Genomic DNA, 24,491 nt, shown 5'->3' on the forward strand with positions numbered 1-24,491 from the left:
GTTATTCCGCGGCCTCAAGGCCGTCGCTTCCCAGTGCTGGCAACTGCATTTCAAACACCGCGCCGCCGTATTGGCCGTTGCGCGCAGTCAGCCGTCCCCCATGGTCGTTCACGATCCCCGACGAGATGGCAAGCCCCAGGCCCACCCCGTCTCCGGGCTGTTTGGTGGTATAAAACGGCTCGAACAGGTTCTCGATATCCTCGATCCCATGCCCGTTGTCGCGTACCGTCAGGACAGCCGTGTCACCCGCCGCCAGGATGATTTCCACATCCGGCTCTGCCACTGATTTGGTGGCGTCCAGCGCATTGCGCAAGAGGTTGACCATAACCTGCTCGATCCGCATCCGGTCCCCCATCACCACCACCGGTTCTTCCGGCAGGATCTGGGTGATCTTCACATGGCGCTGACGCAACTGCGGTTCCATCATCGACAAGGCCGAGGCCAGCGCTTCGCCAAGATTTACAGGTGAAAACGCATCTGCCCCCTTGCGCGCGTAAGATTTTAGCTGCCGCGTAATCGCCCCCATCCGCTCGATCAGACCATCGATGCGACCGAAACTTGCCAACGCTTCTTCCGGCCGGTTTCGACGCAACAGCAGACGGGCGCCGGCCAAATAGGTTTTCATTGCAGCCAGAGGTTGATTCAGCTCGTGACTGACCGCCGCTGACATTTCACCCAGAGCTGCAAGTTTCGAGCTTTGGGCAAGGGTCTGTTCGGCCAAATCCAACGTCTTTTCAACCCGTTCGCGTTCAGCGATTTCCCGCTGTAGCCTGGCGTTCAATGCGCGAAGCTCTGCCGACTCGCGCTGAAACAGGGTCATGCGCAGCGTCGCCCTTCGGCTCAGCGCGTAGAACGCCAGCGCCAGAAGAATCGCAAAGCCCATGATCTCGAGCGCCAGAACGCTGTTCACTTTCTCGCGGATCGAGGCATAGGTCGTGAAAGATGTCATTTGCCAGCCGCGGAACGGGATGCGCGTCTCCAGACGCATCACGGCCTCGCCTTGCAGGTAGGCGTCAGGTGGCAAAGCGGTCCAATCGGTGGTCGCGCGAATGGCCCGCTGGATCGCCCCTTGCGGCGGTTGACGCAGCAGGGCCGCCCCCTCATCCAGACCCCGCCAGCGCGGTTCGGTGGACAGAATGATGGTTCCGGTGCTGTCAGTGACCATCACCGCATCCGAAATACCGGCCCATGCCTGTTCAAACTTTTGCAGATCAACTTCGACAACGATCACGCCCAGTATTTCCGCACTGTTTTCAAGTCGGCGCGAATAGACAAAGCTGTATCCGCCGGATTCCTTAGGAATAACGGAAAAGATCGTCGCATTTGACCGGATCGCGTCCACAAAATACGGAATATTCCTGTGCGCCTCGCCCAGCCTGTTCCGATCCGTCGCCGCAACCGTTCGCCCGTCACCATCCAACAGCATCAACGACGCCGCACCGATTTCCTCAACGAACGAAATCAAACGCTGCGTCGATAACGAATAGTCTCTGGATTGCAGCGCCGAAATCAGTGTCGGGTCCCGCGCCAGCAACTGGGGCACGATCGAGTTGCGGCGCAGTTCGCTAAGCAAATTGCCCGAATACAGCGCAAGGCGCAGCTCGGCCCGGTTGCGGGTGGATTCGGTGAACCTGTCGGTCAACAAGCGGTTGGTGATCCAAACCGTTGCGATTGTTGCCACCATCAATACAATAACAGCCAGCCGCAGCCGCCACCCCAACGGGGCGCCGCGAAACGGTTTCAGCAGCTTTGACCAGCCTGATCGCACGTCCGAGTTCATGATCAGACGTTACGCGCGGGCGCGCGTGACCTCAAGTCACGCCGCTTCAAACACACCTGACAATGCGCGGAACAGCGCCGCCCCGTCGGTGCCGCTATGCCCTTGATCGGCCGCACGCTCGGGATGCGGCATCATACCCAGAACACGACGGTTTTCGGAAAGGATCCCCGCGATATCACCGACTGAGCCGTTGGGGTTCTCGGTATAGGTGAATGCGATCCTGTCCTGATCTCTCAACGCCGCCAGCGTTGCGTCATCCGCGAAATAGTTGCCGTCGTGATGCGCGATCGGAATACCGATCACGTCGCCTGCGTTATAGCCACCGGTAAACACGCTGTCGCTGGTTTCGACTTTCAGGCCCACAGTCTTGCAGATGTATTTCAGCCCGGCATTGCGCAGCAGCGCCCCCGGCAGGATACCTGTTTCCGTCAGAACCTGAAATCCGTTGCAGATCCCGACCGCATAACCGCCGCGTTCAGTGTGGTTGACCACGGCCTTGCAGATCGGCGACTGCGCAGCGATTGCACCGCACCTCAGATAGTCACCGTAAGAAAACCCGCCCGGAACACCCACGATATCAATACCGTCCGGCAGCGCCGCATCTTTGTGCCAGACCATGTCGACCTGAAAACCAGCCTGCTCAAAGGCGACCGCGAGGTCTCGGTCACAGTTTGATCCGGGGAAAACGATTACGGCTGCGCGCATGACGGGCCCTCCTACGAGACAAAATCGGTGACGACCGCAACGCCCGGAGGGGTTGGGTGGTCAAAGGTGGCAAGCTCGGCGCTCACCTGGTTGAGAGATATTTTTCGCGTAACCAACGGGCTCAGGTCAATTCCACCGCCCGCGATCAGCGACAACAAAGACGGATAGCGCCAGCTTGGCATTCCGCGTGTGCCAAAGACGGAAAGCTGGCCAGAGTAAAGCACATCCATCGGCAACGCCATCTGGGTGTGATCTCCGGCAGGCATCCCGATCTGCACCATGCGCCCCATTTTGCGCAGGGAACGCATCGCGGAAACGGTCGTAGCTTCGACGCCAAGCGCCTCGATCGCAACATGGGCGCCGCCACCGGTGATTTCCTTCACCACCTTAGGCGCATCGCAGGTTGCCGCATTGACCACCGCGTCAGCGCCCAGAGCCTTGGCATAGTTTAGTTTGTCATCCGTGATGTCGACAATTACCACACGTGCGCCAAGCGCCTTGCCCAGCAGCAAAGTGGAAATCCCGACACCGCCGCCGCCGAAGACGGCAATCCATTCACCGCCCTGAACCTGTGCCCGACCGACCAATGCCTGCCACGCTGTCGTCACGCGGCAACCCAACGCGGCCGCGATGTCCGGCGCGATGCTGTCCGGCGAGGATGTCAGGTTCGCGTCGGCATGGGCCACCGCGACATATTCTGCAAAAGCGCCGTCACAGGTGAACCCCGGCACAACCTGATCCGCGCAGATCGTCTGATGACCCTGCGCACAATCCGGACACCGGCCACAGGCCAAAATGAAAGGCGCAATCACCCGATCCCCGACACGCCACCGGGTGACGCGCGCGCCGACGGAAACCACCTCGCCGCAATATTCATGACCGGGGGTCATGGGCAGGATGACATCCGGGTCCGAACCAGACCACGCGTGCCAGTCAGACCGGCACACGCCGCAGGCCAGCACCCGCACGACCACGCCGTCTTCCGCAGGTGCGGGATCCGGGATCGTCGTTACCTCAAGCGGCTGACGGTAAGTGATCAGACGCGCGGCCCGCATTCCGTTAGACCAGTTCGATCTCGTAGCGTTCGATAACAGTGTTGGCCAAAAGCTTTTCGCACATCTCGGTCACATCTGCTTCGGTCGCACCATCGGCCAGTTCAAGGTCGATCACCTTGCCCTGACGCACACCTTCGACCTGATCAAAGCCCATTGCGCCCAATGCGTGCCGAACCGCTTCACCCTGCGGGTCCAGCACCCCGTTCTTGAGCATCACATGAACCCGTGCTTTCATTTTGGCAACTCCACCTGCGGGCCGCAATCCGGGACCCATTTCGTTGCGCGGGGGATAGCGCGCCAAATGGCTTTCGACAACCCTGTTTGCAAAGCAGTTTGCCGCAGCAATCCAACTATTCGACTTCTTTGACCAATCCCGGATAATGCGCGTCAATCGCATGGAACGTGCCAGTCAGAACCATCTCGACCGCGACGGCGACCAGCAGGATGGCCATGATCCGGGTCAGGACGTTGATCATTGTCTCACCCAACAGACGCGAGATCTGATCTGCGAACAACAATCCCAGCCCCACGATCGCGCAGGCAATCAGGATCGCCGAACCCAGCGTCACGATTTCGGCGCCGTTCGACAGTTGGTGCGAAAAAACGATCGTGATGGCAATCGTGCCCGGCCCGATGGTCAAAGGTATCGCCAGCGGTACGACCGCAAAATTCAGTTTCCGCTCGTGCCCGTCGTCCATCGCGGCCTGATCGCCCGGCGGCCGGTCCTCGGCCTTCAACATCGACATCCCGATTCCGAAGATGATGATCCCTCCGGCTATCCGGAAAGCCGGCACATCAATGCCAAAAACCCCAAGCACCTCTTCCCCGATCACAACAGCGGTCAGTGCAATGACGGTAACCGAGATCATGACAACAACCGCAACATGCCGCCGTTCTTCCGCGGTGCAGTTTTTCGTCATGCTCAGAAAAATCGGGATGTTGTAAAGCGGATTGAAGATTGCAAGCACGGCGGCCAGAAACTTCAGAAATACTGTCTGATCAAACAGTTCCGCCATTTGACACCCATCCTGAACCTTTTGTGCCTGCCCGAGGCAAACATGCTGGGGAAACGGGAAACTGTCAATTTCAACCGCGAACGAAAAAACGCCGCAAACACGGTTGCGGCGCTTTGGCAAACTTGTGGTCCGGCTGTTCCTAGTTGATCAGCGTCGGCTTGGTGACATTGTTGCTGGGCAGGACACCCAGACGGCGTGCAACTTCGGAATAGGCGTCGGTCAAACTGCCCAAATCACGGCGGAACACGTCCTTGTCCAGTTTCTGGCCGGTTTCGATATCCCACAGGCGGCAGCTGTCGGGGCTGATCTCGTCAGCTACGATCAGTCGCTGATAATCGCCTTCAAACACGCGGCCGATCTCGATCTTGAAGTCGACCAGACGAATGCCCACCGCCAGCATCACACCGCTCATGAAATCGTTCACGCGCAAGGCAAGGCTGAGGATATCGTCCATGTCCTGCTGGCTGGCCCAGCCAAACGCGGCGATGTGTTCTTCGGTGACCAGCGGATCACCCAGCGAATCGTCCTTGTAGCAATACTCGACAATCGGGCGCGGCAGTTGCGTGCCCTCTGCAATGCCCAAGCGCTTGGACATCGATCCGGCGGCATAGTTGCGCACGATCACTTCCAGCGGAACGATTTCGCAGTTGCGAACCAGCTGTTCACGCATGTTCAGGCGGCGAATGAAGTGGTTCGGAATGCCGATCTGGGTCAGGCCGGTCATGAAGAATTCCGACAGGCGGTTGTTGAGCACACCCTTGCCGTCGATCACGTCCTTCTTTTCCGCGTTGAAGGCGGTGGCGTCATCCTTGAAATACTGGACGATCGTGCCCGGTTCGGGGCCTTCGTACAGAATCTTGGCCTTGCCTTCGTAGATTTTCTTGCGACGCGCCATAAGCGACCTTTCCACTCTGCACAGAGGGATTGAGTCCCCTCACGTTGGCGTCCTCATAGTCCAAGCACCCATTTCCCGCAAGTTCATGTACCCGAGAGGCTTTGACGCAGCGCAAATCCCTTGCGCATGGGACGTCGTATAGTCATATCATCAGGAAAGAAGACATAACCCAAGAGGTCCTTGCCCTATGACGACGTTCGACGAACGCGAAAACGCCTTTGAAGCCAAGTTTGCCCATGATGAAGAGATGCAGTTCAAGGCACAAGCCCGCTGCAACAAGCTTTTGGGTCTGTGGGCTGCTGAAAAACTGGGTAAATCCGGTGCCGACGCCGAAGAATATGCAAAGACGGTCGTGATTTCCGACTTCGAGGAAGCCGGGCACGAAGATGTCGTTCGCAAGGTTTCGGGTGACCTGGGCAACCTGTCCTCGGACGAGGAAATCCGCGCAAAAATGGCCGAGCTTCTGCCGGAAGCCAAGGCACAGGTTCTGAGCGAGACCAACTGAGCCCAGGGCGTCCGACTCATGATCTTCATGAGTTTTATGAATTTGATTTGACGCCTTGGTCATGAGACACGGGGCGTCTCTTTTTTTTAACGGCGTTTTGCGCCTTTTCCTGGAACAACCCTATGACAAACGCGCTGAGCAAGCTTCTGGAATCCAATGACGCCATTCTGGCCGATGGTGCCACGGGAACGAATCTGTTCAACATGGGCCTGCAATCTGGTGACGCTCCCGAACTCTGGAACGTGGATGCCCCGGACAAGATCCGGGCTCTGTATCAGGGGTCGGTTGATGCAGGCAGCGATCTGTTCCTGACCAACACGTTCGGCGGCACAGCGGCACGGCTGAAACTGCATGACGCGCACAACCGCGTGGGCGAGCTTAACCGCATCGGCGCCGAGCTGGGGCGCGAAATCGCCGACAAGGCGGGACGACCTGTCGTCGTTGCAGGATCGGTCGGCCCGACTGGTGAAATCATGGAACCGGTCGGCAGCCTGTCGCACGCGGAAGCCGTGGAAATGTTCCACGAACAGGCGGAAGCGCTGAAAGAAGGTGGGGTGGATGTTCTGTGGGTGGAAACCATCAGCGCCCCGGAAGAGTTTCGCGCCGCCGCCGAAGCCTTTGCCCTGGCCGACATGCCCTGGTGCGGCACAATGAGCTTTGACACGGCCGGACGCACGATGATGGGTGTCACCTCGGCCGATCTGGCACAACTGGTCGAAACCCTGCCGAATCCTCCCATCGCTTTCGGTGCGAATTGCGGCACCGGCGCATCCGACATTCTGCGCACCGTACTGGGATTTGCCGCGCAAGGGACTGAACGCCCGCTGATTTCGAAGGGCAATGCAGGCATTCCGAAATATGTGGATGGTCACATCCATTATGACGGCACGCCCGAACTGATGGGGCAGTATGCCGCCATGGCGCGGGATGCCGGCGCGACCATCATTGGCGGGTGCTGCGGAACCATGCCCGACCACCTGCGCAAGATGCGTGAGGCGCTGGATACCACACCTCGTGGCGAGCGCCCGACACTCGATCAGATCACTGATACGCTGGGTCCGTTCACATCCGCCTCGGACGGGACGGACGACGATGCGGCACCGGATCGCCGCACACGCCGCCGCCGCCGCGCATGATGCCTGCCTGATCAGCGCCCTTCGAATTTCGGAGGGCGTTTTTCCATGAAGGCCACAACACCTTCGGCAAAGTCCCGCGAACGGCCACATTCGCCTTGCAGGTGCGCCTCGGTCGCAAGCTGCTGTTGCAGAGTGTTTTCATACGTTCCGCGAATGGCTTGCTTGATTGCGCCATAGGCGGCCGTGGGACCTTTTGCCAGATACTCTGCCCTCTTGCGCCAATGATCGGCGAAGGCGTCATCCGGCACGGCTTCCCAGATCATGCCCCATTCATCCGCCTGCTTTGCGGTGATCTTGTCGGCAAACAAGGCCGCGCCCATTGCTTTGGCCAACCCCATCTGGCGGGGCATGAACCATGTCCCCCCGGCATCGGGAAGCAGACCGATACGGGCAAATGCCTGTAGGAAATAGGCGCTTTCGGTGGCAATCACCACATCTGCACAAAGGGCAAGGTTCGCGCCTGCCCCGGCCGCCGGTCCGTTCACCGCGGCAATCGTGGGCACCGGGCAATTGTGGATCGTCTCCAGCATCGGTTCATATTCATCGCGCAGCGACCGTTCCAGATCGATCTTGCCGGTTGAAGACGCATCGCCCAGATCCTGCCCGGAACAAAACGCAGGGCCCGAACCGGTGATGACGACACAGCGTGCCTTGACCGCTGCATCTTTCATCGCGTGCGTAATCTCTGCCCGCATCTGGGTGGTCAGCGCGTTCATCTTGTCCGGCCTGTTCAGCGTCAGAACTGCCAGACCATCTGCAATCTCCAGAGCAACCGTTTCGTAATTCATGAAAACCCTCCCGTCGCGCCATGTGTTTTTGCACACTTACTGGCCCGGACGGGACGGGAAAAGCAGAACCACGCGTCAGTCTTCAAGAATTTGACGCAGACGTTCTTTTTCGTCCTCACTCAACGCGGCAGAGTCCACTGACGCACGGGCCTTGGCCCGGGTACGGAGAAAGTTCAACCCAACCGCGGCAGCGATCAACAGCATGATTGGCCCGGCCAGCCACAAAAACAGGTTCGAGCCGCTGGCAGTCGGTTTCAGAAGTACGTATTCGCCATACCGATCAACGATAAACGCGATCGCCTGTTCATCCGAATCCCCAGCCACCAGCCGTTCCCGCAACAACACACGCAGATCGCGCGCGAGATCCGCGTTGCTTTCGTCGATGCTCTCATTGCGGCACACAAGGCAACGCAGTCCGGCGCTGAGATCCCGCGCACGCTGTTCCAGAACCGGATCATCCAGAACCTCGTCAGGCTGCACCGCAAAGACAGGGGTTGCGAACATCATCACAATCAGAACAATGCGTTTCATTCCGCAGGTACTCCGCCGACCGGGGTTTTTCTTGCGCCTGCGGCCACGCGGAAGCGCCTGTCACACAGGCTCAGGACACCGCCAAGCGCCATCAGGATACAGCCGCCCCAGATCCAGTTTGCCAGCGGCTTGATATAGGTTCGCATCACCCAGCCACCATCTGCCTGTTGATCGCCGATCACGACGTAAAGGTCCCCGAGGAAACGATAATCGATCGCCGCTTCGGTCGTGGGCATCCGCGCAACGGGGTAGTCCCGTTTTTCCGGGTGCAATGTCCCGATCGGACGGCCATTCTTTTCAACCAGAACATCCGCCGTAGTCGAAAAATAGTTCGGCCCCTCGACCCGACGGACATCTTGCAGCGTCAGCGTGAACTGTCCCACTTCGAAAGGTTGGTTGGGTTGGGCGACACGAATATCCTCGTCCTCCCACGCAGTCAGGCCTGCAATGGCAAAGATGGTAACACCCAGCCCGGTATGAGCAACGGCTTTACCCCAATCCGCCCCAGGCAGACGGAACAAGCGTTTCAGGCTGCCATTGCGCCCCGTACGGCTCCACAGATCAACGATGGCGCCAAATGTAATCCACGCCCCAAGGAACAGACCCACCGGCCCCAAAGCGCTGCGGCCGGTCTGCATCGCCCAAACCAACAGGGCAATCGCCAAGGCGAGACCAAAGGCATAGCGCAGCGACCAGGCCGTTTTTCCAATCCGCCCGCGTTTCCACGGCAACATGGCCCCGATAGGAAGGATCAATCCCAGCAAAACCATGAATGGGGAGAATGCAGCGTTGAAAAACGGCGCCCCGACCGAGAGTTTGCGATCAAACATCATCTCGGCCACCATCGGCCACATGGTACCGACAAAGACCACGAAACAACTGACCGCCAGCAGGACGTTGTTTACGATTAGCGCGCTTTCGCGGCTGACCATGCCGAAAACACCCTTGGCCTCCATCGCCTGCGCCCGCGCGGCAAACAAAGTCAGCGCCCCGCCGATGAAAACCACCAGAATGAACAGGATGAACACCCCGCGTTCCGGGTCATTGGCAAAGGCGTGAACCGAGGTCAGCAGCCCCGAACGAACGATGAATGTTCCGATCAGCGAAAACCCAAAGGCAATGATTGCCAGCAGGATGGTCCAGCTTTTCAGCGCCTCGCGCTTTTCAACAACAATTGCCGAATGCAGCAGCGCTGCCGCCAGGAGCCACGGCATGAAAGAAGCGTTCTCAACCGGATCCCAGAACCAGAAGCCGCCCCAGCCCAGCTCGTAATAGGCCCACCAGGACCCCAGCGCGATGCCGATTGTCAAAAACACCCAGGCGGCCAGCGTCCATGGGCGAACCCAGCGGCCCCATGCCGCATCGATACGCCCTTCGATCAGCGCCGCGATGGCAAAACTGAACGCCATGCTCAGCCCCACATAGCCGAGATACAGAAACGGCGGATGGAAGGCCAAACCGGGATCCTGCAACAACGGGTTCAAATCCCGCCCGTCAAACGGCGCGATTGCCAGCCGGTCAAACGGGTTCGAGGTAAACAGTATGAAAGCAAAAAATGCCACGGCAATGGCAGATTGAACCGCAAGCACACGCGCCTTCAGGCTTGGGGGCAACCCGCCCCCAAAGAACGCCGCCATCGCTCCGAACAGCGTGACAATCAGCACCCAAAGCAACATCGATCCTTCGTGGTTTCCCCACGTCCCGCTGATCTTGTAGATCATCGGCTTGGCCGAATGACTGTTTTCGACCACGATCCGCAGCGAAAAGTCCGACACGATGAATGCCCAGATCAGCGCACCGAAGGAAAATGCAGTCAGCAGAAACTGGACGATGGCAGCAGGCTCGGCAAAAGCCATCCAGCCGGTCCAGTTTTTTGACGCACCGATCAGAGGCACCACGCTTTGCACGATGGCGACGAAAAAGGCGAGGATGAGGGCGAAGTGGCCAAGCTCTGTAATCATGCCCCGGAATATACTGCGAGGCCGAACCGGGGGCCATTAACTTTCGCACGATCCGGGGGCACATAGTGTCGCGGGTCAAAGCCCCCGAAGCTTGCGCCAATCGGTCAATGCTGGATTCGCATCAGGACGCGAGGCGTTCTGTATCAGGTTGCCATCAGGGCCGGGGTCGGCGACGCCCGGGCTGTCGCTGCGCATGGCCCGTACTGTTTCTATGTTCCCCATGACCGTCGGCAACCGCTGCATGGCAGCGCCTATATCCCGCTGAAAATCCTGCATTTTGCTCTGATGGCGCGCGCCAAAATAGAAAGACACAATCACGCCCAGCAACCACCAAAGAGGTTCCGGCACCAGCGCAATGCCCTGCATGCGTTCAGCGAACCACAGCGGATCCACCATTGCGGCAACAAACAATCCCAGCGTTCCAAGTGCCAACGCCGGGCGCGGTAACCGGTTCACGCCATCCATAACGCGGTCGAACAGGCCTTTTTGAGGAACCACGAACTCTCGGCCGAACTGCGTCATTGCCTGACTTTGCAACTCTGTCGCGCGCTCGGCACGGGACTCGGCGTTTTCCCGGTATATTTCAACCGTCTCACGCACAGCGTTGCGACCGCCCCCAAACAGCAGCGCCAATACCCCCGAGATCAACCCCATGCCGCAACCCTTTCCTTGAATTCACTTTCCGTCAGACGATAGCGTGGCGACAGAAACTCTTCGGCCCGTTTGATCCAGCCTCCTTTGCCACCGGATCGGGTGCGCGCGTATTTTCTGGATGCCGGGCGTTTGTCGGCCAGCCGAAAGTAATAGTTCCGCCGCGCCACGCCATACGCATCGCGCAACGCGTTGGGGTCTGGTTGGGCCGCGTCTTCGCACGCCTGTGCCGTTTGCGCGCCGATCACGCCATCTGCCACGACGTCAAACCCCATATCACGCAAAAGCCGTTGCAGGATTATTGCTGCTTGCGCACCGGCATTGACGTACATGTCAAAAACAGGGGCATGCAGAACATCTGGCAACAGCACGATGCGTGGCTTTTCAAAGTAGTGCTGAACAAAGATGTCGACCGCCTCGCGCTGAGTAAGCGCCCGGACATCCGCCACGTCAACCAGCCCATCCCCGGTCCGATCCAGTCCAAGCCGGCGCATCGTATGGATGGTGACACCGAATTTGGTTGCCCCGCCCGGATCGTCCGGGTCATTCACGTACCCGCCTTCCCGACGCACAATTTCATTGGCAATCTGCCGAACCGTTTGCATAGCGCCCTCATTTCGTTGAATGGCGCTGACGATCCCGAAAAAGAATTAACAAGCCTGAACGACCGAGGGCGCTGCCCGCATCCCGCGCGCAACGCCCTCAACACAAATGTGGGTCAGGTCAGCTTTCTTCAGCCTCTTTGTACACGCCCTGCTCTTTCAACGCGTCTACGACTTCCTTCGGCATATAGGTTTCGTCATGTTTGGCAAGAATTTCCGTGGCTTCGAACACGCCGTTCACGTAACGTCCGGTGCCGACCATGCCCTGATTTTCCGAAAACAAATCAGGCAGAACCCCGGTGAAAGAAACCTTGACGCTTTCGCCGCCGTCGGTGACGACAAAATGTACGGTTTCGCCCTGCCCACGGATGATCGAACCTTCTTCGACCAGGCCGCCAATCCGAAAGACCTCGGTCGGCTTGGGTGGTTCGGCAATCACCTGGCTTGGCGAGCGGAAAAAGTTGATCCCGTCGCGCATGGCATAGCCAATCAACGCCGTCGATGCCACCAAGGCAACGACAGCTACCAGAATGACTTGTACTCGGCGACGTTTCTTGAGCGTTTTCATACCGTCCTCACGGGAATAACGGTGCCATCATCAGGCCCCGGGTTTCAATCTCACCTAACATCAGGTTGGCGTTCTGCAAGGCTTGGCCACTGCTACCTTTTGTCAGGTTATCCAGCGCCGCGATCACGATCGCACGCCGTTCGATCCGATCTGCCACAACTCCGATATGACAGAAGTTGGACCCGCGCACATGGTGGGTCGATGGTGTCTCGCCCATCGGCAGCATCTGAATGAAAGGCTCATCCGCATAAGCCTTTGCAAGCGTTTCATAGATGCTCAGCGGGTCACCTTTTACGTAGGTCGTGGCCAGAATGCCCCGGTTTGCAGGGATCAGGTGCGGAGTGAACTGCACATGAACCGCACGACCGGCCAGCTTGGAAAACTCCTGATCGAACTCGCCCAGATGCCTGTGGGTGCCGCCGACGGCATAGGCGTTGGTGCCCTCGCTCAGTTCGGCGTGCAGCAGGTTTTCCTTCAGCGACCGCCCTGCCCCGGAGACAGCACATTTCAGATCCAGCACGATATCGTCCAGATCAATCACCCCGGCAGAAACAAGCGGCCGCAGAACGTATTGACCGGTTGCCGCGTTGCACCCCGTACCCGCCACCAGCCGTGCGCCCCGGATTTCGTCGCGATAGAACTCGGTCAGGCCATAAACGGCCTCTTCCTGCTGCTCGAGCGCGGTATGCGGGTTTCCGTACCACTTTTCATATTCATCCGGGTCAGTCAGCCGGAAGTCAGCAGACAGATCGATGATCTTCAGATCCTTGGGCAGTGCACTGATCACTTCCTGGCTGGTCTTGTGCGGAAGGGCACAAAAACACAGATCGATCTGGGAAAAATCGATCTCGGAAATCTTGCACAAGTCCGGCAGATCCATGTGGCGCAGATGCGGGAAAACCTGCGCCATGGTCATCCCCGCCTTGCGTTCGGCGGCCAGCGCGGCGATTTCCATGTTGGGGTGTTCGGCGATCAGCCGCACCAGTTCCGCACCAGTATAACCCGAAGCGCCCAGAATTGCGATTTTATGGGTCATGTCAGACCTCTTCTCAACGTGTGTCACATGTTACGACCGCCGATGCGACGGTCTTAAAATAATGAAAGCAGAGCGGCCGCGTCCTTGACCGAAGTCAGGCAGCCTCGAATGTGATTTGTCGTCGGAGGAACTGTGTCGCCCGATCGCTCACCACATTGGGTTTCCCCGTCGTCAGGAACCCTCCCGGGCCACTACCCAGCATGTTGGGGTGGCGATGCAGATAATCCGCAAGGCTTTCCGCAACCAGCGCCCCCTGGCTATAGACCTGCACGTCAGGTCCCAATGCCGCCTGAAACACGTCAGCCATTAGCGGGTAATGCGTACAGCCCAGAATGGCCGCCTGCGGTTCAGGCATCTTGCGCTTGAGGGCTTCCACATGGCTGCGCACCAGCGCCTCGGCCAGGATCATGTCACCGTCTTCAATGGCATCCACGACTCCACCACATGCCTGCGCCTCGACATCCACGCCAATTGCCCGGAAGGCCAGCTCGCGCTGAAAGGCCCGGCTGGATACAGTGGCGGGCGTGGCGAACAAGGCGACATGCTTGACCGCCACTTCGCGTGGTGGGGAATTGTCGCCCCATTGCCGTTCGGTCAGGGCTTCGATCAAGGGAACAAAGACACCAAGCACACGTTTGCCGTTCGGAACGCCTTCTTCCTGCATCCGGCGCAGCGCCGCCGCGCTGGCGGTGTTGCAGGCCAGAATCACCAAGTTGCAGCCGCGATCCCAAAGGTCCTGCACGGCCTTTCGGGTCAGCTGATAGATGTCCTCGGCATCGCGCACACCGTATGGGGCATGCGCGCTGTCCGCGTAATACAGGAAATCAACGTCAGACAGTCGTGTCTGCGCGGCGCTCAGGACGGTAAGACCGCCCAATCCGGAATCAAAGATACCTACTGCCATTAGCCCCTTCAGGCGCGATGCCGTTCCTCAAATTCATAGCCATAGTCATAAGACTTCAGCGGTGTCGGAGACAGCTCATACGTCGCTTTGCGCAGGAAATCCATCATCTTGCGCGTATCCTTGCCCAGCGGATCCAGAATGTCGCGCCCGATAGGCGTGCCAATCACCACTTTGACCGGAGTATCGACACGTTTTTTGAATTCCTTGATCAGCAACCCCATGCGCAGGGTGTTGTGCATATGGCTAGCAATCTGAAACAGACGTGACGTGTGCCCGTCGAAGAACACCGGAACGACAGTGGCGTTGGATTTCGCCACCATTCGGGCCGTGAAACCGCGCCAACCCGGATCCATAGGATGGGCAAACGGATTAACGCCGGTGCTGACCGTACCCCCGGGGAAAATCCCGATCGCGCCGCCATCGCCAAGGTAATTCAATGCAGTCTTCCGCGTATCCAGGTTCAGTTTCACCGCTTCTTTCGTTTCATCAAACGAAACAGGCAAAACGATACGGTTCAGGTCTTCGGCCTTGCGGAAAACGCGATTTGCGAGAATTCGGAAATCACCACGGGTCTGAGACAATATATGCCCCATCATCAGCCCATCCAGAATTCCATATGGATGGTTTGCAATCAGGATAAGCGGACCTTCCTTGGGGATATTCGCCAGCGCGCCACCAACGACATCCAAGGTCAATCCATAGCGATCGACCATGACCGACCAAAAATCCCGACCCTTTGCGACTTCTTTTTCGTATCCGTCTGCCCGTTTGATCAGACGCAACCGTCCCGTGGTGTTCTCCATCAGCCTGATGACCAACCGCCCCCCCTTGGTTTCGGCGGAATGCGCATACGAGATGTCACGAACGACATGACGACGAGAAGACATGAAGGGCTCCGTTTTGCTGCCCGCAAAATAAGTACAAGCAACAGGTTTGACCAGCTATCGTGACACCCTTGTGACGAATTACTCTGCCGCAGCTTGCAATTCAGGCCCACCGCTGCGGATGACGGCCAGCAGCTCTTCTCGCCGTTTCGCAGCCTTGGCCTCATTTTCCCGCAGTACCGGCCCAAATCCGCGGATATCCAGCGGCAAACGAGCCAGGGCAGCAATCGCATCACGGGTGTCCTGCGACACCAAGGGCAGTACCTCGCGCATGTCCTTTTCATACTGTCGGATCAGGGCGCGCTCCATCTTGCGTTCGGATGAATATCCAAAAATGTCCAGTGGTGTGCCGCGCAATGCCTTGAGTTTGGTCAACAGCTTCAATGCAGTCAGGATGGATTCGCTGAACGCGCGCTTTTTCGGCCTGCCATTGCTACCCGATCCGCCGAATATCGGCGGGGCAAGGTGAAAGGTCATCTTGAAGTCACCATCAAACTCGGCCGCCGCTTTTTCCCGACTGGTCAGCAGAAGACGTGCAACCTCGTATTCGTCCTTGTATGACAACAGCTTGTGATACCCTTTCGCTACCGCTTCGCGCACATACGCGTCCTCGACACTGTCCACCAGCTTGCGGTACCGCCTGGCCAGCCGGGCGCTTTGATATTCCGTCAGGTGCTGCGCGCGAAACGCGATGATTTGGTCCAGTGTCTTGGGCATCTCGGCCACGGTCGGCGCAAGGATGGATTGCACGTCTTCCGGGTGCAGAACCGCCCAACGTCCGATATCAAACGCACGTTTGTTGCGTTCGACCGCCGTGCCGTTCAATTCGATGGCCTCAAAGATCGCCTGATGGCTGACCGGCAACAGCCCGCGCTGCCAGGTCGCGCCAAAGATCATCATGTTGGAATAGATTGAATCCCCCATCACCGCGCGCGCCAGTTCGGTCGCATCAAACAGCGAGACATCTTCTTTCAGCCGCGCTTGCAGGGCCAGTTCCAGCTGATCCGCCGGAATGCGGAACTCGGTATCACGCGTGAAGTCGCCCGTCACCGTTTCATGGCTGTTCACGACGGCCCCCGTACGTCCGGTGCGCGTCAGGCCCAACGTCTTTGCGCCGGCCGAGACCACCAGATCGCCACCGATCAGCGCGTGGGCCTCGCCAGTGGCGACGCGAATCGCGCTGATGTCCTCGGGGCGGTTGGCCAATCTACAGTGGATGTGGACTGCGCCGCCTTTTTGCGCCAGCCCCGCCATTTCCATCATGCCCGCGCCTTTTCCGTCGATCTGCGCCGCCTGCGCAAGGATGGCGCCAATGGTGACGACACCCGTACCGCCGACGCCGGTAATCACGACGTTGTGCGTGCCGGTGATCTTCGGCAGATCTGGTGTTGGCAAATCTGGCAGATCAATTTCGGTCGTCGCCTCTTTGCGAATTTTCGCGCCCTCAAGCGTCGCGAATGACGGGCAGAAACCGTTCAAGCACGAGTAATCCTTGTTGCAGCTCGATTGATCAATGGCCCGCTTGCGGCCCAGCTCGGTCTGTTTGGGAACGATCGACACGCAGTTTGACTGTACACCGCAATCGCCGCAGCCTTCGCAGACATCGGTGTTGATGAACACACGCTTGTCGGGATCGGGGAATGTGCCGCGCTTGCGGCGGCGGCGCTTTTCGGCAGCGCAGGTTTGTACGTAGACGATGACCGATACGCCCTCGATCTCGCGAAACTTCTCCTGCACCTGCATGAGATCGGCACGCTCGTATGTCTGAACGCTGGCGGGTAGAGCCTTGAAGTTGACGTCCTCTTTTTCATCGTAAACCACGGCTACCTCTCGGACACCCATTGCCTTGACCTCGGCAACGATCCGTTCGGCGGTCAGGTCGCCTTCATTGTCCTGCCCGCCGGTCATGGCAACCGCGTCGTTGAACAATATCTTGAAGGTGATGTTCGTTCCTGCGGACAATGCAGCCCGGATCGCCTGAACGCCCGAATGGTTGTACGTGCCATCGCCAAGGTTCTGGAACACGTGCTTGGTCGTCGAAAACGGAGCCTCGCCGATCCAGTTGGCGCCTTCCCCTCCCATCTGAGTGAAACCGGTCGTCTCGCGATCCATCCATTGAACCATGTAGTGACAGCCAATACCGGCATAGGCGCGGCTGCCTTCCGGTACCCTTGTCGAGCTGTTATGCGGGCAGCCGGAACAGAAATACGGAAGCCGCGTGGCTATTTCCTGTGCGTTGTCGGCCCGGCGCGCTTCTGACAAAGACGCCAGCCCGGCCCGGATACCATCGGTCTCGCGCCCCTCTTCAATCAGGATCTCGCCCAGCTTTTCAGCGATCATGATCGGGTCAAGCGCACCGCGCGTCGGGAACAGTTCTTCGCGGTGCAGTGTCCCGGCACCGCCTTTGTACCAGCCATAGACCCGGCGTCCGCGCCGGTCATCAAAGATGGCCTCTTTGACCTGAACCTCGATCAGCTTGCGCTTTTCCTCGACGATCACGATCAGGTCCAGCCCCTCGGCCCAATCGTGGAATCCGACCATATCCAGCGGGAAAGTCTGCCCCACCTTGTATGTGGTAATCCCCAGACGCTCGGCCTCGGCTTCGTTGATATTCAGAAGCGAAAGCGCATGTGTCAGGTCCAGCCAGTTCTTGCCCGCCGCGACAAAACCGATCTTGGCGCCGGGTTTGCCCCACATCCGCCTGTCCAGCTTGTTGGCGTGTGAAAACGTTTCGGCCGCGAACCTTTTGTAATCGATGACACGCGTTTCCTGCAGATGCGGCGTGTCGCCCAACCGGATGTTCAACCCACCTTCCGGCATGTCGAATTCTGGGATGACCATTTGCATCCGGTCCGGACTTCCATCCACGACCGAGGTGACTTCGATCGTGTCCTTCATCGTCTTCAGGCCCACCCAGACCCCCGCAAAACGGCTGAGTGCAAATCCGTAAATTCCATAATCAAGGATTTCCTGAACGCCAGCGGGGCTGACGATCGGCATGTACATGTCGACCAGCGACCATTCCGACTGATGCAGCACCGTCGAGCTTTCGCCGGTATGGTCATCGCCCATCGCCATGAGCACACCGCCATGTTTGGCTGTCCCTGCCATGTTTGCGTGGCGCATGACGTCACCGGACCGGTCAACGCCGGGCCCCTTGCCATACCAAAGCCCGAAGACCCCATCGAATTTGCCGTCGCCGCGCAGGCCCGCCTGCTGGCTGCCCCAAAGCGCGGTGGCCGCCAGGTCTTCGTTCAAACCGAATTGAAACGTGATATCGCTTTCGGCCAGTGGCTTTTGGGCCCGCATCATTTGCTGATCCACTGCCCCCAAAGGCGACCCGCGGTATCCGGTGACCAATCCCGCGGTGTTAAGGCCCGCTTGCCGGTCTCTGGCCTTTTGCATCAGCATCAAGCGCACAAGCGCCTGCGTTCCATTCAGAAGAACCGGGTTTTTCTCAAGATCGAACCGGTCGTTCAGCGTTATCTGTGGCTGGCTCATCAGACGTCTCCCCTCGTCAGATCAGTGTGCTATACTTGGATTTATTTTAGGTCATAATTTCTGACCTGTATAGAATTTATCCACTGATATGTAACGATTTCGTCCATTGAATGTAGAACTTGTCACCTATTTCATATAGGGCTTCTGAAAGATAACGAAAGTTGCGGTAATGGATTGGGACAAGCTTAGAATATTTCATGCGGTGGCCGATGCGGGCAGCCTTACGCACGCCGGAGACAAGCTGAACCTGTCTCAATCCGCCGTAAGCCGACAGATCCGCGCATTGGAAGAGTCTCTGGATGCCACTCTGTTCCACCGTCACGCGCGGGGGCTGATTCTCACCGAACAGGGCGAGTTGTTGTTTGACGCCACATCTGCCATGTCGAAACGGCTGGATGCCGCAGCCGCGCGTATTCGGGACAGCGAGGAAGAAGTCTTCGGTGTTTTGCGGGTCACGACGACCTTCGGCTTTGGTACACTCTGGCTGGCACCGCGCTTGCCGAAACTGTATGAGCAATACCCTGACCTGAACATCGACCTGATGCTTGAAGAACGCGTTCTGGATCTTCCGATGCGCGAAGCGGACGTCGCCATCCGCATGAAAGAGCCAAGCCAGGCCGACCTGGTGCGCAAGCGCCTTATGACCGTTCAGATGATGTTGTATGCAACCCAGGATTATATCGAAAACCACGGCGGCATGTTGCAGTCCCTGGAAGAGATCAAGGACCACCGTCTGATTTGTCAGACCCCTGCGGCGCCGCAGGTTGGCGCCAGTGCCGCCATGGTGCGCCACCTGATGACCTATAATCCCGGCTCTTTGCTGACTGTGAACAACTATTTTGGCGTGCTTCAGGGCGTTTTGCACAATCTGGGCATCGGTGTTCTGCCCGATTACGTCACACAGGATTTTCCGCACCTCGTGCCCATCCTGTCAGACATAGAAACCGCAGATGTTCCGGTTTATCTGGCTTACCCGGAAGAATTACGGCATTCAAAACGCGTTGGAGCGTTTCGCGATTTCGTGCAGGACGAAATCATCGCACAGCGTAAACAACTGAAACAGATGGGAAAACTGTAGCTATGCGCAAATAGCATAACGGACATGAAGTGTTCACAGGGTTAATTGTCTTGAACGTTCACTAACTGACCCCTAAATGAGCACTCGAAGGCGGTGATGCTGAAACGCTCATCATCTTCATACCTCCCTGTTGGACTACGGCCGAGCTTATAGCTCGGCCTTTTTTTTGGCTGGACCCTGCATTAAGTCAGCGAAAGCTCTGGGAAAAATACACGCATAGGCATATGATCCTCAAAAAACGATACAATTTCGTGTTTGAGGGAAAATACATGTTCCACCCACTCCGTCTGGTTTTGGCGCTCGTCTCCGCGTTATTCATGGCAGTGCCACTATATGCACAGGACTCCGGTTCAACTTCTACAGTGACCATCCCGGAAGACCTGACACCCGAGCAGGTCGACGATCTTGTTGCTCGCATGTCCGATGATCAGGTTCGCGCAATTCTGTTGGAACGCCTTGATGCCGTGGCGGAAAAACAAGCCGCCGAAAAAGCAAACGTAGAAGACCCGTTGACCGAGATAAGCGAGATCTGGGCTGAAATGGTCGCGTCCTGGACACATGTCCTGACCACACTTCCCAACATAGTGACGGCGCAGATTACCGCGTTCAGCAATTTTAGCGATACGTTCGGATCGACCGGTGTCTTTACACTTATAGGGCTTGTCCTCTCTGTGCTTGTTGTCGGGTTCATTGCGGAAAAGCTGTTCATTTTCCTGACCCGACGCTGGCATGAAGCAACCGAAGCCGCGGACGAGGCCGACCTTTGGGGCGCCGTCAGATACCTGTTTCGCCGGTTCTGCCGCGAAATCGCCGGGCTGATCATTTTCTATGTCGTGATCCGCGCGATTGGCCGCGGTCTTCTGACGACGGAACAGATCACCTATGCTGCACCGTTTGTATTCTATCTTATCTGGGTGCCGCGATTGGGTGCAGCAGCGTCCCGGTTTGTTCTGGCGCCGGAGAAGCCGCAATTTCGGTTGGTCAATATCGACGACCACTGGGCAAAGTACCTGCACCGTAACCTGATCGGTCTGTTGATCCTGATCGGGTTCACGCTGTTCGTCGTTCGGTTCAACGCACTCAATGGCGTCACGGGTGACGATACCCGCATTGGCTTCTGGCTGAACGCGGCAATTCACGTCTATATCGCCGCAATCGCCTGGACCGCGCGTGAAGGTCTGTCGCAGATGATGCTGGGGACAGACCCGGATCACACGAAATTCGATGAAGAAGTTGCACATTATTACCCCTATTTTGCCATCGGCGTTTCGGTGGCAATCTGGCTGCTGGTCGAGTTCCTGGTCGCGCAGCGTGATCCGGCAACATTGAGATTGCTGACCAGCGGCGCGCATTTCACGACGATGTTCTGGTTGTTGATTGCACCTGCGCTGGATACGCTGATCCGCGGTCTTGTGCGGCATTTGCAACCGCCAATGTCGGGCGAAGGCCCTCTTGCCGAACGCGCCTACCGTTCCGCGAAACGCAGCTACATCCGGATTGGTCGCGTTATCGCCGGCTTGGTCGTAGTTTTCATGATTGCACGCGTATGGCATCTTGACCTGCGCAATGTCGCTTCGGCCGGTGTCGGTGCCGAAGTCGGCGGTGCCGTGATCGAATTCCTGCTGATCATCGCCGTTGGCTATATCCTGAACGAAGTCGTCTCGCTCTGGATCAACCGCCGATTGGCCAAGGAACAGACTGCGGCCGAGGCGCTGGACGAAGAAGCAGGCGGTGAAGGCGGCGGTGTCGGCGGCTCTCGTCTGGCGACGGTTCTGCCCCTGATGCGGATCACGGCCCAGATTACGATTGCCGTGATTTTTGGCCTGCTGGCGCTGGGCGCATTGGGCATCAATATCACACCGCTTTTGGCCGGTGCCGGTGTTCTGGGTCTGGCGATCGGTTTTGGTGCGCAGAAGCTGGTTGCTGATATCGTGGGCGGGGTTTTCTTCCTGATCGACGATGCCTTCCGCGTCGGAGAATATGTCGACGTCGGCGGCACGATGGGCACTGTCGAGAAAATCTCGGTTCGCTCGATGCAGTTGCGTCACCATCGCGGCCCTGTACACACGATACCCTACGGTGAGATTCAGAAGCTGACAAATTTCAGCCGCGACTGGGTGATCATGAAGCTGAAATTCACCGTGCCGTTCGACACGGATCCCAACAAGGTCAAGAAGATCTTCAAGAAGATCGGTGCTGAGATGATGGAGGACGAGACCCACAAGGATGGCTTCCTGCAACCGTTCAAATCGCAAGGTGTGTTCGATTTTGACGATGTCGGCATGATCATCCGCGGCAAGTTCATGGCCAAGCCCGGCAAGCAGTTCACACTGCGCAAGGAGATCTTCAACCGGGTCAAGGCGGCCTTCAAGGAAAACGGCATCGACTTTGCCCGTCGCGAAGTGCGCGTTGCGATTCCGGGGCTGGACGACAATGAAAACCTAACCCCGGAACAAAAGACGGCTGTTGGTGCCGCAGCCGCAGCGCAGCTCAACAAGGATCAGGGATCGGCGTAAGCTTCGCGGTCCACGCCAGCTGCATGCACCCATTTTGGGACGCATTCATCCGGAACCGGCAGTGATGCCGGTTCCGTTTTTCTTTGAAAGACGCAACCTGCGCCGTCTTGACCCTTTCCACACGCGCGCGCTTGCCCTACAAGGCGCGCAATCTCGGCCCACTTGGACACAGGACAGAAGATGCAAGAGCCCGCCATCACACCCGATCTGATTGCCGCACACGGGCTCAAGCCCGAGGAATATGACATGATCCTCGAGATCATCGGGCGTGAACCTACTTTCACCGAGCTCGGCATTTTCTCGGCCATGTGGAACGAGCACTGTTCCTACAAATCTTCGAAGAAATGGCTGCGCACCCTGCCCACCTCTGGGCCCCAGGTGATCTGCGGACCCGGTGAAAACGCAGGCGTGGTGGACATTGGCGACGGTCAGGCCGTGGTCTTCAAGATGGAAAGCCACAACCACCCGTCTTACATCGAACCCTATCAGGGTGCGGCGACCGGCGTGGGGGGCATCCTGCGCGACGTCTTTACTATGGGCGCGCGTCCCATTGCGTCCATGAACGCATTGTCTTTTGGCGAACCCGGCCATCACAAGACCCGTCAACTGGTCAACGGCGTGGTCGAGGGCATCGGTGGCTATGGCAACTGCTTCGGTGTGCCTTGCGTCGGTGGCGAAGTGCGCTTCCACCCCGCATACAATGGCAACTGCCTTGTTAACGCCTTTGCCGCTGGTCTGGCCGACAGCGACAAGATTTTCTACTCGGCCGCGTCGGGCGTGGGTATGCCCGTCGTCTATCTGGGCGCAAAAACCGGGCGTGATGGTGTGGGTGGTGCAACCATGGCATCCGCCGAATTCGACGACACAATCGAAGAAAAGCGTCCCACCGTTCAGGTCGGCGACCCCTTCACCGAAAAACGCCTGATGGAGGCGACGCTGGAACTGATGCAGACCGGTGCGGTGATCTCGATCCAGGACATGGGCGCGGCGGGCCTGACCTGCTCGGCCGTTGAAATGGGTGACAAGGGTGGCCTTGGCGTGCGCCTTGATCTGGAAAACGTTCCTCAGCGCGAAGAAAACATGACAGCCTATGAAATGATGCTGTCCGAATCTCAGGAGCGTATGCTGATGGTCCTCAAGCCCGAGCTTGAGGCCGAGGCCCGCGCCGTGTTCGAAAAATGGGATCTTGATTTCGCGATCGTTGGCGAAACCATTGCCGAAGACCGCTTTCTGATCATGCATAACGGTGAAGTCAAAGCCGATCTGGTTCTGTCCAAACTGTCTTCTACCGCGCCGGAATACGACCGCCCATGGGAGCCTACGCCACAGGCAGAGGAACTGGCCGAAGTGCCCCAGATCGACCCGATTGACGGGCTGCGCGCCCTGCTCGCTTCGCCCAACTACGCAGGCAAACAGTGGGTCTATGAACAGTACGACACCATGGTGATGGCGGATTCCGTCCGCACGCCGGGTCTGGGTGCGGGCATGGTCCGCGTCCACGGGACCGACAAGGTGCTTGCCTTCACATCCGACGTGACCCCGCGCTATGTGCGCGCAAACCCTATTGAGGGCGGCAAACAAGCCGTGGCCGAAGCCTATCGCAACCTGACCGCCGTCGGAGCCAAGCCGCTGGCCACAACCGACAACCTGAACTTCGGCAATCCTGAAAAGCCCGAGATCATGGGCCAGTTTGTCGGTGCCATACAGGGCATCGGCGCCGCAGTCGGCGCCTTGGATATGCCGATCGTGTCGGGTAACGTCTCGCTGTACAATGAGACTGACGGACAGGCCATTCTGCCGACCCCCACCATTGGCGCAGTCGGCCTGTTGCAGCACTCGGACGAGATCATCGGCAACGAGGTGCGCGAAGGCCACGTTGCGCTTGTGATCGGTGAAACCAAGGGGCATCTGGGTCAATCCGCCCTTCTGGCCGAGGTGTTCAACCGCGAAGACGGCGACGCCCCGCATGTCGATCTGGATGCCGAAAAGCGCAACGGTGATTTCATCCGCGCCAACCGCGAGATGATCAAGGCCTGCACCGACGTCAGCGATGGCGGCATCGCTCTGGCTGCCTTCGAACTGGTAGAAGCCGCAGGCGTTGGCGTATGTCTTGACGACGCCCCGACTGAATTCCTGTTCGGTGAAGATCAGGCCCGCTATCTTGTTGCGTGCAATTTCGATCAGGCCGAGGCATTGATGATTGCAGCCGGTCAGGCCGGCGTTCCACTGAATGCGGTTGGTCGTTTCACCGGCGATATGGTGAAGATCGGCAGCTCGGAAGCCTCGCTTGATGAACTTGCCGCGATTTACCGCAACAGCTTTGCCGAGGCTGTCGCCTAACAACGCAACGCGAATGCCAATCGAAACCCGCGCTGTGAT

The 24,491-nt window shown here is 58.2% G+C and carries 21 protein-coding genes; 5 read left to right on the plus strand and 16 right to left on the minus strand.

The window, feature by feature from the left end:
• Nucleotide 1 precedes the first annotated feature (1 nt).
• From GS605_RS05715 to purC, 6 genes are all read right to left on the minus strand, one after another.
• A complete protein-coding gene (locus GS605_RS05715) occupies nt 2-1,684 on the minus strand; it encodes an ATP-binding protein (protein WP_371807735.1) in 1,683 nt (560 codons plus the stop codon).
• Nucleotides 1,685-1,816: 132 nt separating this feature from the next.
• Nucleotides 1,817-2,485, minus strand: a complete 669-nt coding sequence (gene purQ / locus GS605_RS05720) for a phosphoribosylformylglycinamidine synthase subunit PurQ (RefSeq protein WP_171723329.1) — start codon at nt 2,483-2,485, stop codon at nt 1,817-1,819.
• 11 nt (nt 2,486-2,496) lie between these two features.
• Nucleotides 2,497-3,540 carry a zinc-dependent alcohol dehydrogenase family protein gene (locus GS605_RS05725; RefSeq protein WP_171723330.1) on the minus strand — a complete coding sequence of 348 codons (1,044 nt, stop codon included), beginning with the start codon at nt 3,538-3,540 and terminating at the stop codon, nt 2,497-2,499.
• Nucleotides 3,541-3,544: 4 nt separating this feature from the next.
• Nucleotides 3,545-3,775 (minus strand): phosphoribosylformylglycinamidine synthase subunit PurS, encoded by a 231-nt coding sequence (gene purS / locus GS605_RS05730; RefSeq protein WP_117872765.1) that lies wholly within the window; start codon nt 3,773-3,775, stop codon nt 3,545-3,547.
• A 115-nt stretch (nt 3,776-3,890) separates the two neighbouring features.
• Nucleotides 3,891-4,556, minus strand: coding sequence for a MarC family protein (locus GS605_RS05735; protein WP_171723331.1), 666 nt, complete (start codon nt 4,554-4,556; stop codon nt 3,891-3,893).
• Between the two features lie 139 nt (nt 4,557-4,695).
• Nucleotides 4,696-5,451: a phosphoribosylaminoimidazolesuccinocarboxamide synthase gene (gene purC, locus GS605_RS05740; RefSeq protein WP_117869044.1), complete on the minus strand. Its 756-nt coding sequence runs from the start codon at nt 5,449-5,451 to the stop codon at nt 4,696-4,698.
• Nucleotides 5,452-5,638: 187 nt separating this feature from the next.
• Between purC and GS605_RS05745 the strand changes: the two genes are divergently transcribed.
• Together GS605_RS05745 and bmt are read left to right on the plus strand one after the other, a co-directional pair.
• Nucleotides 5,639-5,956, plus strand: coding sequence for a DUF1476 domain-containing protein (locus tag GS605_RS05745; RefSeq protein WP_152457893.1), 318 nt, complete (start codon nt 5,639-5,641; stop codon nt 5,954-5,956).
• A 122-nt stretch (nt 5,957-6,078) separates the two neighbouring features.
• Nucleotides 6,079-7,092, plus strand: coding sequence for a betaine--homocysteine S-methyltransferase (gene bmt, locus GS605_RS05750; protein WP_171632672.1), 1,014 nt, complete (start codon nt 6,079-6,081; stop codon nt 7,090-7,092).
• 11 nt (nt 7,093-7,103) lie between these two features.
• Here bmt and GS605_RS05755 read toward each other — a convergent pair whose 3' ends face one another.
• The 10 genes from GS605_RS05755 to GS605_RS05800 form a co-directional block, all read right to left on the minus strand.
• The gene (locus tag GS605_RS05755; protein ID WP_171723332.1) at nt 7,104-7,880 is read right to left on the minus strand and encodes an enoyl-CoA hydratase-related protein; all 777 of its coding nucleotides are present in this window, start codon (nt 7,878-7,880) and stop codon (nt 7,104-7,106) included.
• Nucleotides 7,881-7,955: 75 nt separating this feature from the next.
• The gene (locus GS605_RS05760; protein ID WP_171723333.1) at nt 7,956-8,411 is read right to left on the minus strand and encodes a cytochrome c-type biogenesis protein; all 456 of its coding nucleotides are present in this window, start codon (nt 8,409-8,411) and stop codon (nt 7,956-7,958) included.
• Nucleotides 8,408-10,372, minus strand: coding sequence for a heme lyase CcmF/NrfE family subunit (locus tag GS605_RS05765; protein WP_171116071.1), 1,965 nt, complete (start codon nt 10,370-10,372; stop codon nt 8,408-8,410). The genes GS605_RS05760 and GS605_RS05765 overlap by 4 nt, the downstream gene beginning before the upstream one ends.
• 75 nt (nt 10,373-10,447) lie before the next feature.
• Nucleotides 10,448-11,026, minus strand: a complete 579-nt coding sequence (locus tag GS605_RS05770; RefSeq protein WP_171632686.1) for a holin family protein — start codon at nt 11,024-11,026, stop codon at nt 10,448-10,450.
• Nucleotides 11,017-11,628: a holin-associated N-acetylmuramidase gene (locus GS605_RS05775; protein ID WP_171723334.1), complete on the minus strand. Its 612-nt coding sequence runs from the start codon at nt 11,626-11,628 to the stop codon at nt 11,017-11,019. The genes GS605_RS05770 and GS605_RS05775 overlap by 10 nt, the downstream gene beginning before the upstream one ends.
• A gap of 118 nt (nt 11,629-11,746) precedes the next feature.
• Nucleotides 11,747-12,193, minus strand: coding sequence for a cytochrome c maturation protein CcmE (gene ccmE / locus GS605_RS05780; protein WP_171116077.1), 447 nt, complete (start codon nt 12,191-12,193; stop codon nt 11,747-11,749).
• A gap of 7 nt (nt 12,194-12,200) precedes the next feature.
• Entirely contained in the window at nt 12,201-13,229 is a 1,029-nt protein-coding gene (argC, locus tag GS605_RS05785; protein ID WP_171723335.1) for an N-acetyl-gamma-glutamyl-phosphate reductase, read from the minus strand.
• A gap of 94 nt (nt 13,230-13,323) precedes the next feature.
• Complete coding sequence (locus GS605_RS05790; RefSeq protein ID WP_171723336.1) at nt 13,324-14,133, minus strand: glutamate racemase; 810 nt, start codon at nt 14,131-14,133, stop codon at nt 13,324-13,326.
• An 8-nt stretch (nt 14,134-14,141) separates the two neighbouring features.
• Nucleotides 14,142-15,020, minus strand: coding sequence for a lysophospholipid acyltransferase family protein (locus GS605_RS05795; RefSeq protein ID WP_171723337.1), 879 nt, complete (start codon nt 15,018-15,020; stop codon nt 14,142-14,144).
• Nucleotides 15,021-15,098: 78 nt separating this feature from the next.
• Complete coding sequence (locus GS605_RS05800) at nt 15,099-18,518, minus strand: indolepyruvate ferredoxin oxidoreductase family protein (RefSeq protein ID WP_171723338.1); 3,420 nt, start codon at nt 18,516-18,518, stop codon at nt 15,099-15,101.
• 169 nt (nt 18,519-18,687) lie between these two features.
• Between GS605_RS05800 and GS605_RS05805 the strand changes: the two genes are divergently transcribed.
• The 3 genes from GS605_RS05805 (at nt 18,688) to purL (ending at nt 24,452) form a co-directional block, all read left to right on the plus strand.
• Nucleotides 18,688-19,596, plus strand: coding sequence for a LysR family transcriptional regulator (locus GS605_RS05805; RefSeq protein ID WP_171116088.1), 909 nt, complete (start codon nt 18,688-18,690; stop codon nt 19,594-19,596).
• 269 nt (nt 19,597-19,865) lie between these two features.
• The gene (locus GS605_RS05810) at nt 19,866-22,112 is read left to right on the plus strand and encodes a mechanosensitive ion channel domain-containing protein (protein WP_171723339.1); all 2,247 of its coding nucleotides are present in this window, start codon (nt 19,866-19,868) and stop codon (nt 22,110-22,112) included.
• 180 nt (nt 22,113-22,292) lie between these two features.
• On the plus strand, nt 22,293-24,452 hold the full coding sequence (purL, locus tag GS605_RS05815) for a phosphoribosylformylglycinamidine synthase subunit PurL (RefSeq protein ID WP_171723340.1): 2,160 nt from the start codon (nt 22,293-22,295) through the stop codon (nt 24,450-24,452).
• The last annotated feature ends 39 nt before the right edge of the window (nt 24,453-24,491 follow it).

Source organism: Ruegeria sp. HKCCD7559 (assembly GCF_013110575.1).
In the GTDB taxonomy this organism is placed as follows: Bacteria; Pseudomonadota; Alphaproteobacteria; order Rhodobacterales; family Rhodobacteraceae; genus Ruegeria.

Bases quoted from the DNA above. Each gene is read 5' to 3' on its own strand.
- GS605_RS05715 (WP_371807735.1), bottom strand. From the start codon at position 1,684: ATGGTGGCAACAATCGCAACGGTTTGGATCACCAACCGCTTGTTGACC.
- purQ (WP_171723329.1), bottom strand. From the start codon at position 2,485: ATGCGCGCAGCCGTAATCGTTTTCCCCGGATCAAACTGTGACCGAGAC.
- GS605_RS05725 (WP_171723330.1), bottom strand. From the start codon at position 3,540: ATGCGGGCCGCGCGTCTGATCACTTACCGTCAGCCGCTTGAGGTAACG.
- purS (WP_117872765.1), bottom strand. From the start codon at position 3,775: ATGAAAGCACGGGTTCATGTGATGCTCAAGAACGGGGTGCTGGACCCG.
- GS605_RS05735 (WP_171723331.1), bottom strand. From the start codon at position 4,556: ATGGCGGAACTGTTTGATCAGACAGTATTTCTGAAGTTTCTGGCCGCC.
- purC (WP_117869044.1), bottom strand. From the start codon at position 5,451: ATGGCGCGTCGCAAGAAAATCTACGAAGGCAAGGCCAAGATTCTGTAC.
- GS605_RS05745 (WP_152457893.1), top strand. From the start codon at position 5,639: ATGACGACGTTCGACGAACGCGAAAACGCCTTTGAAGCCAAGTTTGCC.
- bmt (WP_171632672.1), top strand. From the start codon at position 6,079: ATGACAAACGCGCTGAGCAAGCTTCTGGAATCCAATGACGCCATTCTG.
- GS605_RS05755 (WP_171723332.1), bottom strand. From the start codon at position 7,880: ATGAATTACGAAACGGTTGCTCTGGAGATTGCAGATGGTCTGGCAGTT.
- GS605_RS05760 (WP_171723333.1), bottom strand. From the start codon at position 8,411: ATGAAACGCATTGTTCTGATTGTGATGATGTTCGCAACCCCTGTCTTT.
- GS605_RS05765 (WP_171116071.1), bottom strand. From the start codon at position 10,372: ATGATTACAGAGCTTGGCCACTTCGCCCTCATCCTCGCCTTTTTCGTC.
- GS605_RS05770 (WP_171632686.1), bottom strand. From the start codon at position 11,026: ATGGGGTTGATCTCGGGGGTATTGGCGCTGCTGTTTGGGGGCGGTCGC.
- GS605_RS05775 (WP_171723334.1), bottom strand. From the start codon at position 11,628: ATGCAAACGGTTCGGCAGATTGCCAATGAAATTGTGCGTCGGGAAGGC.
- ccmE (WP_171116077.1), bottom strand. From the start codon at position 12,193: ATGAAAACGCTCAAGAAACGTCGCCGAGTACAAGTCATTCTGGTAGCT.
- argC (WP_171723335.1), bottom strand. From the start codon at position 13,229: ATGACCCATAAAATCGCAATTCTGGGCGCTTCGGGTTATACTGGTGCG.
- GS605_RS05790 (WP_171723336.1), bottom strand. From the start codon at position 14,133: ATGGCAGTAGGTATCTTTGATTCCGGATTGGGCGGTCTTACCGTCCTG.
- GS605_RS05795 (WP_171723337.1), bottom strand. From the start codon at position 15,020: ATGTCTTCTCGTCGTCATGTCGTTCGTGACATCTCGTATGCGCATTCC.
- GS605_RS05800 (WP_171723338.1), bottom strand. From the start codon at position 18,518: ATGAGCCAGCCACAGATAACGCTGAACGACCGGTTCGATCTTGAGAAA.
- GS605_RS05805 (WP_171116088.1), top strand. From the start codon at position 18,688: ATGGATTGGGACAAGCTTAGAATATTTCATGCGGTGGCCGATGCGGGC.
- GS605_RS05810 (WP_171723339.1), top strand. From the start codon at position 19,866: ATGTTCCACCCACTCCGTCTGGTTTTGGCGCTCGTCTCCGCGTTATTC.
- purL (WP_171723340.1), top strand. From the start codon at position 22,293: ATGCAAGAGCCCGCCATCACACCCGATCTGATTGCCGCACACGGGCTC.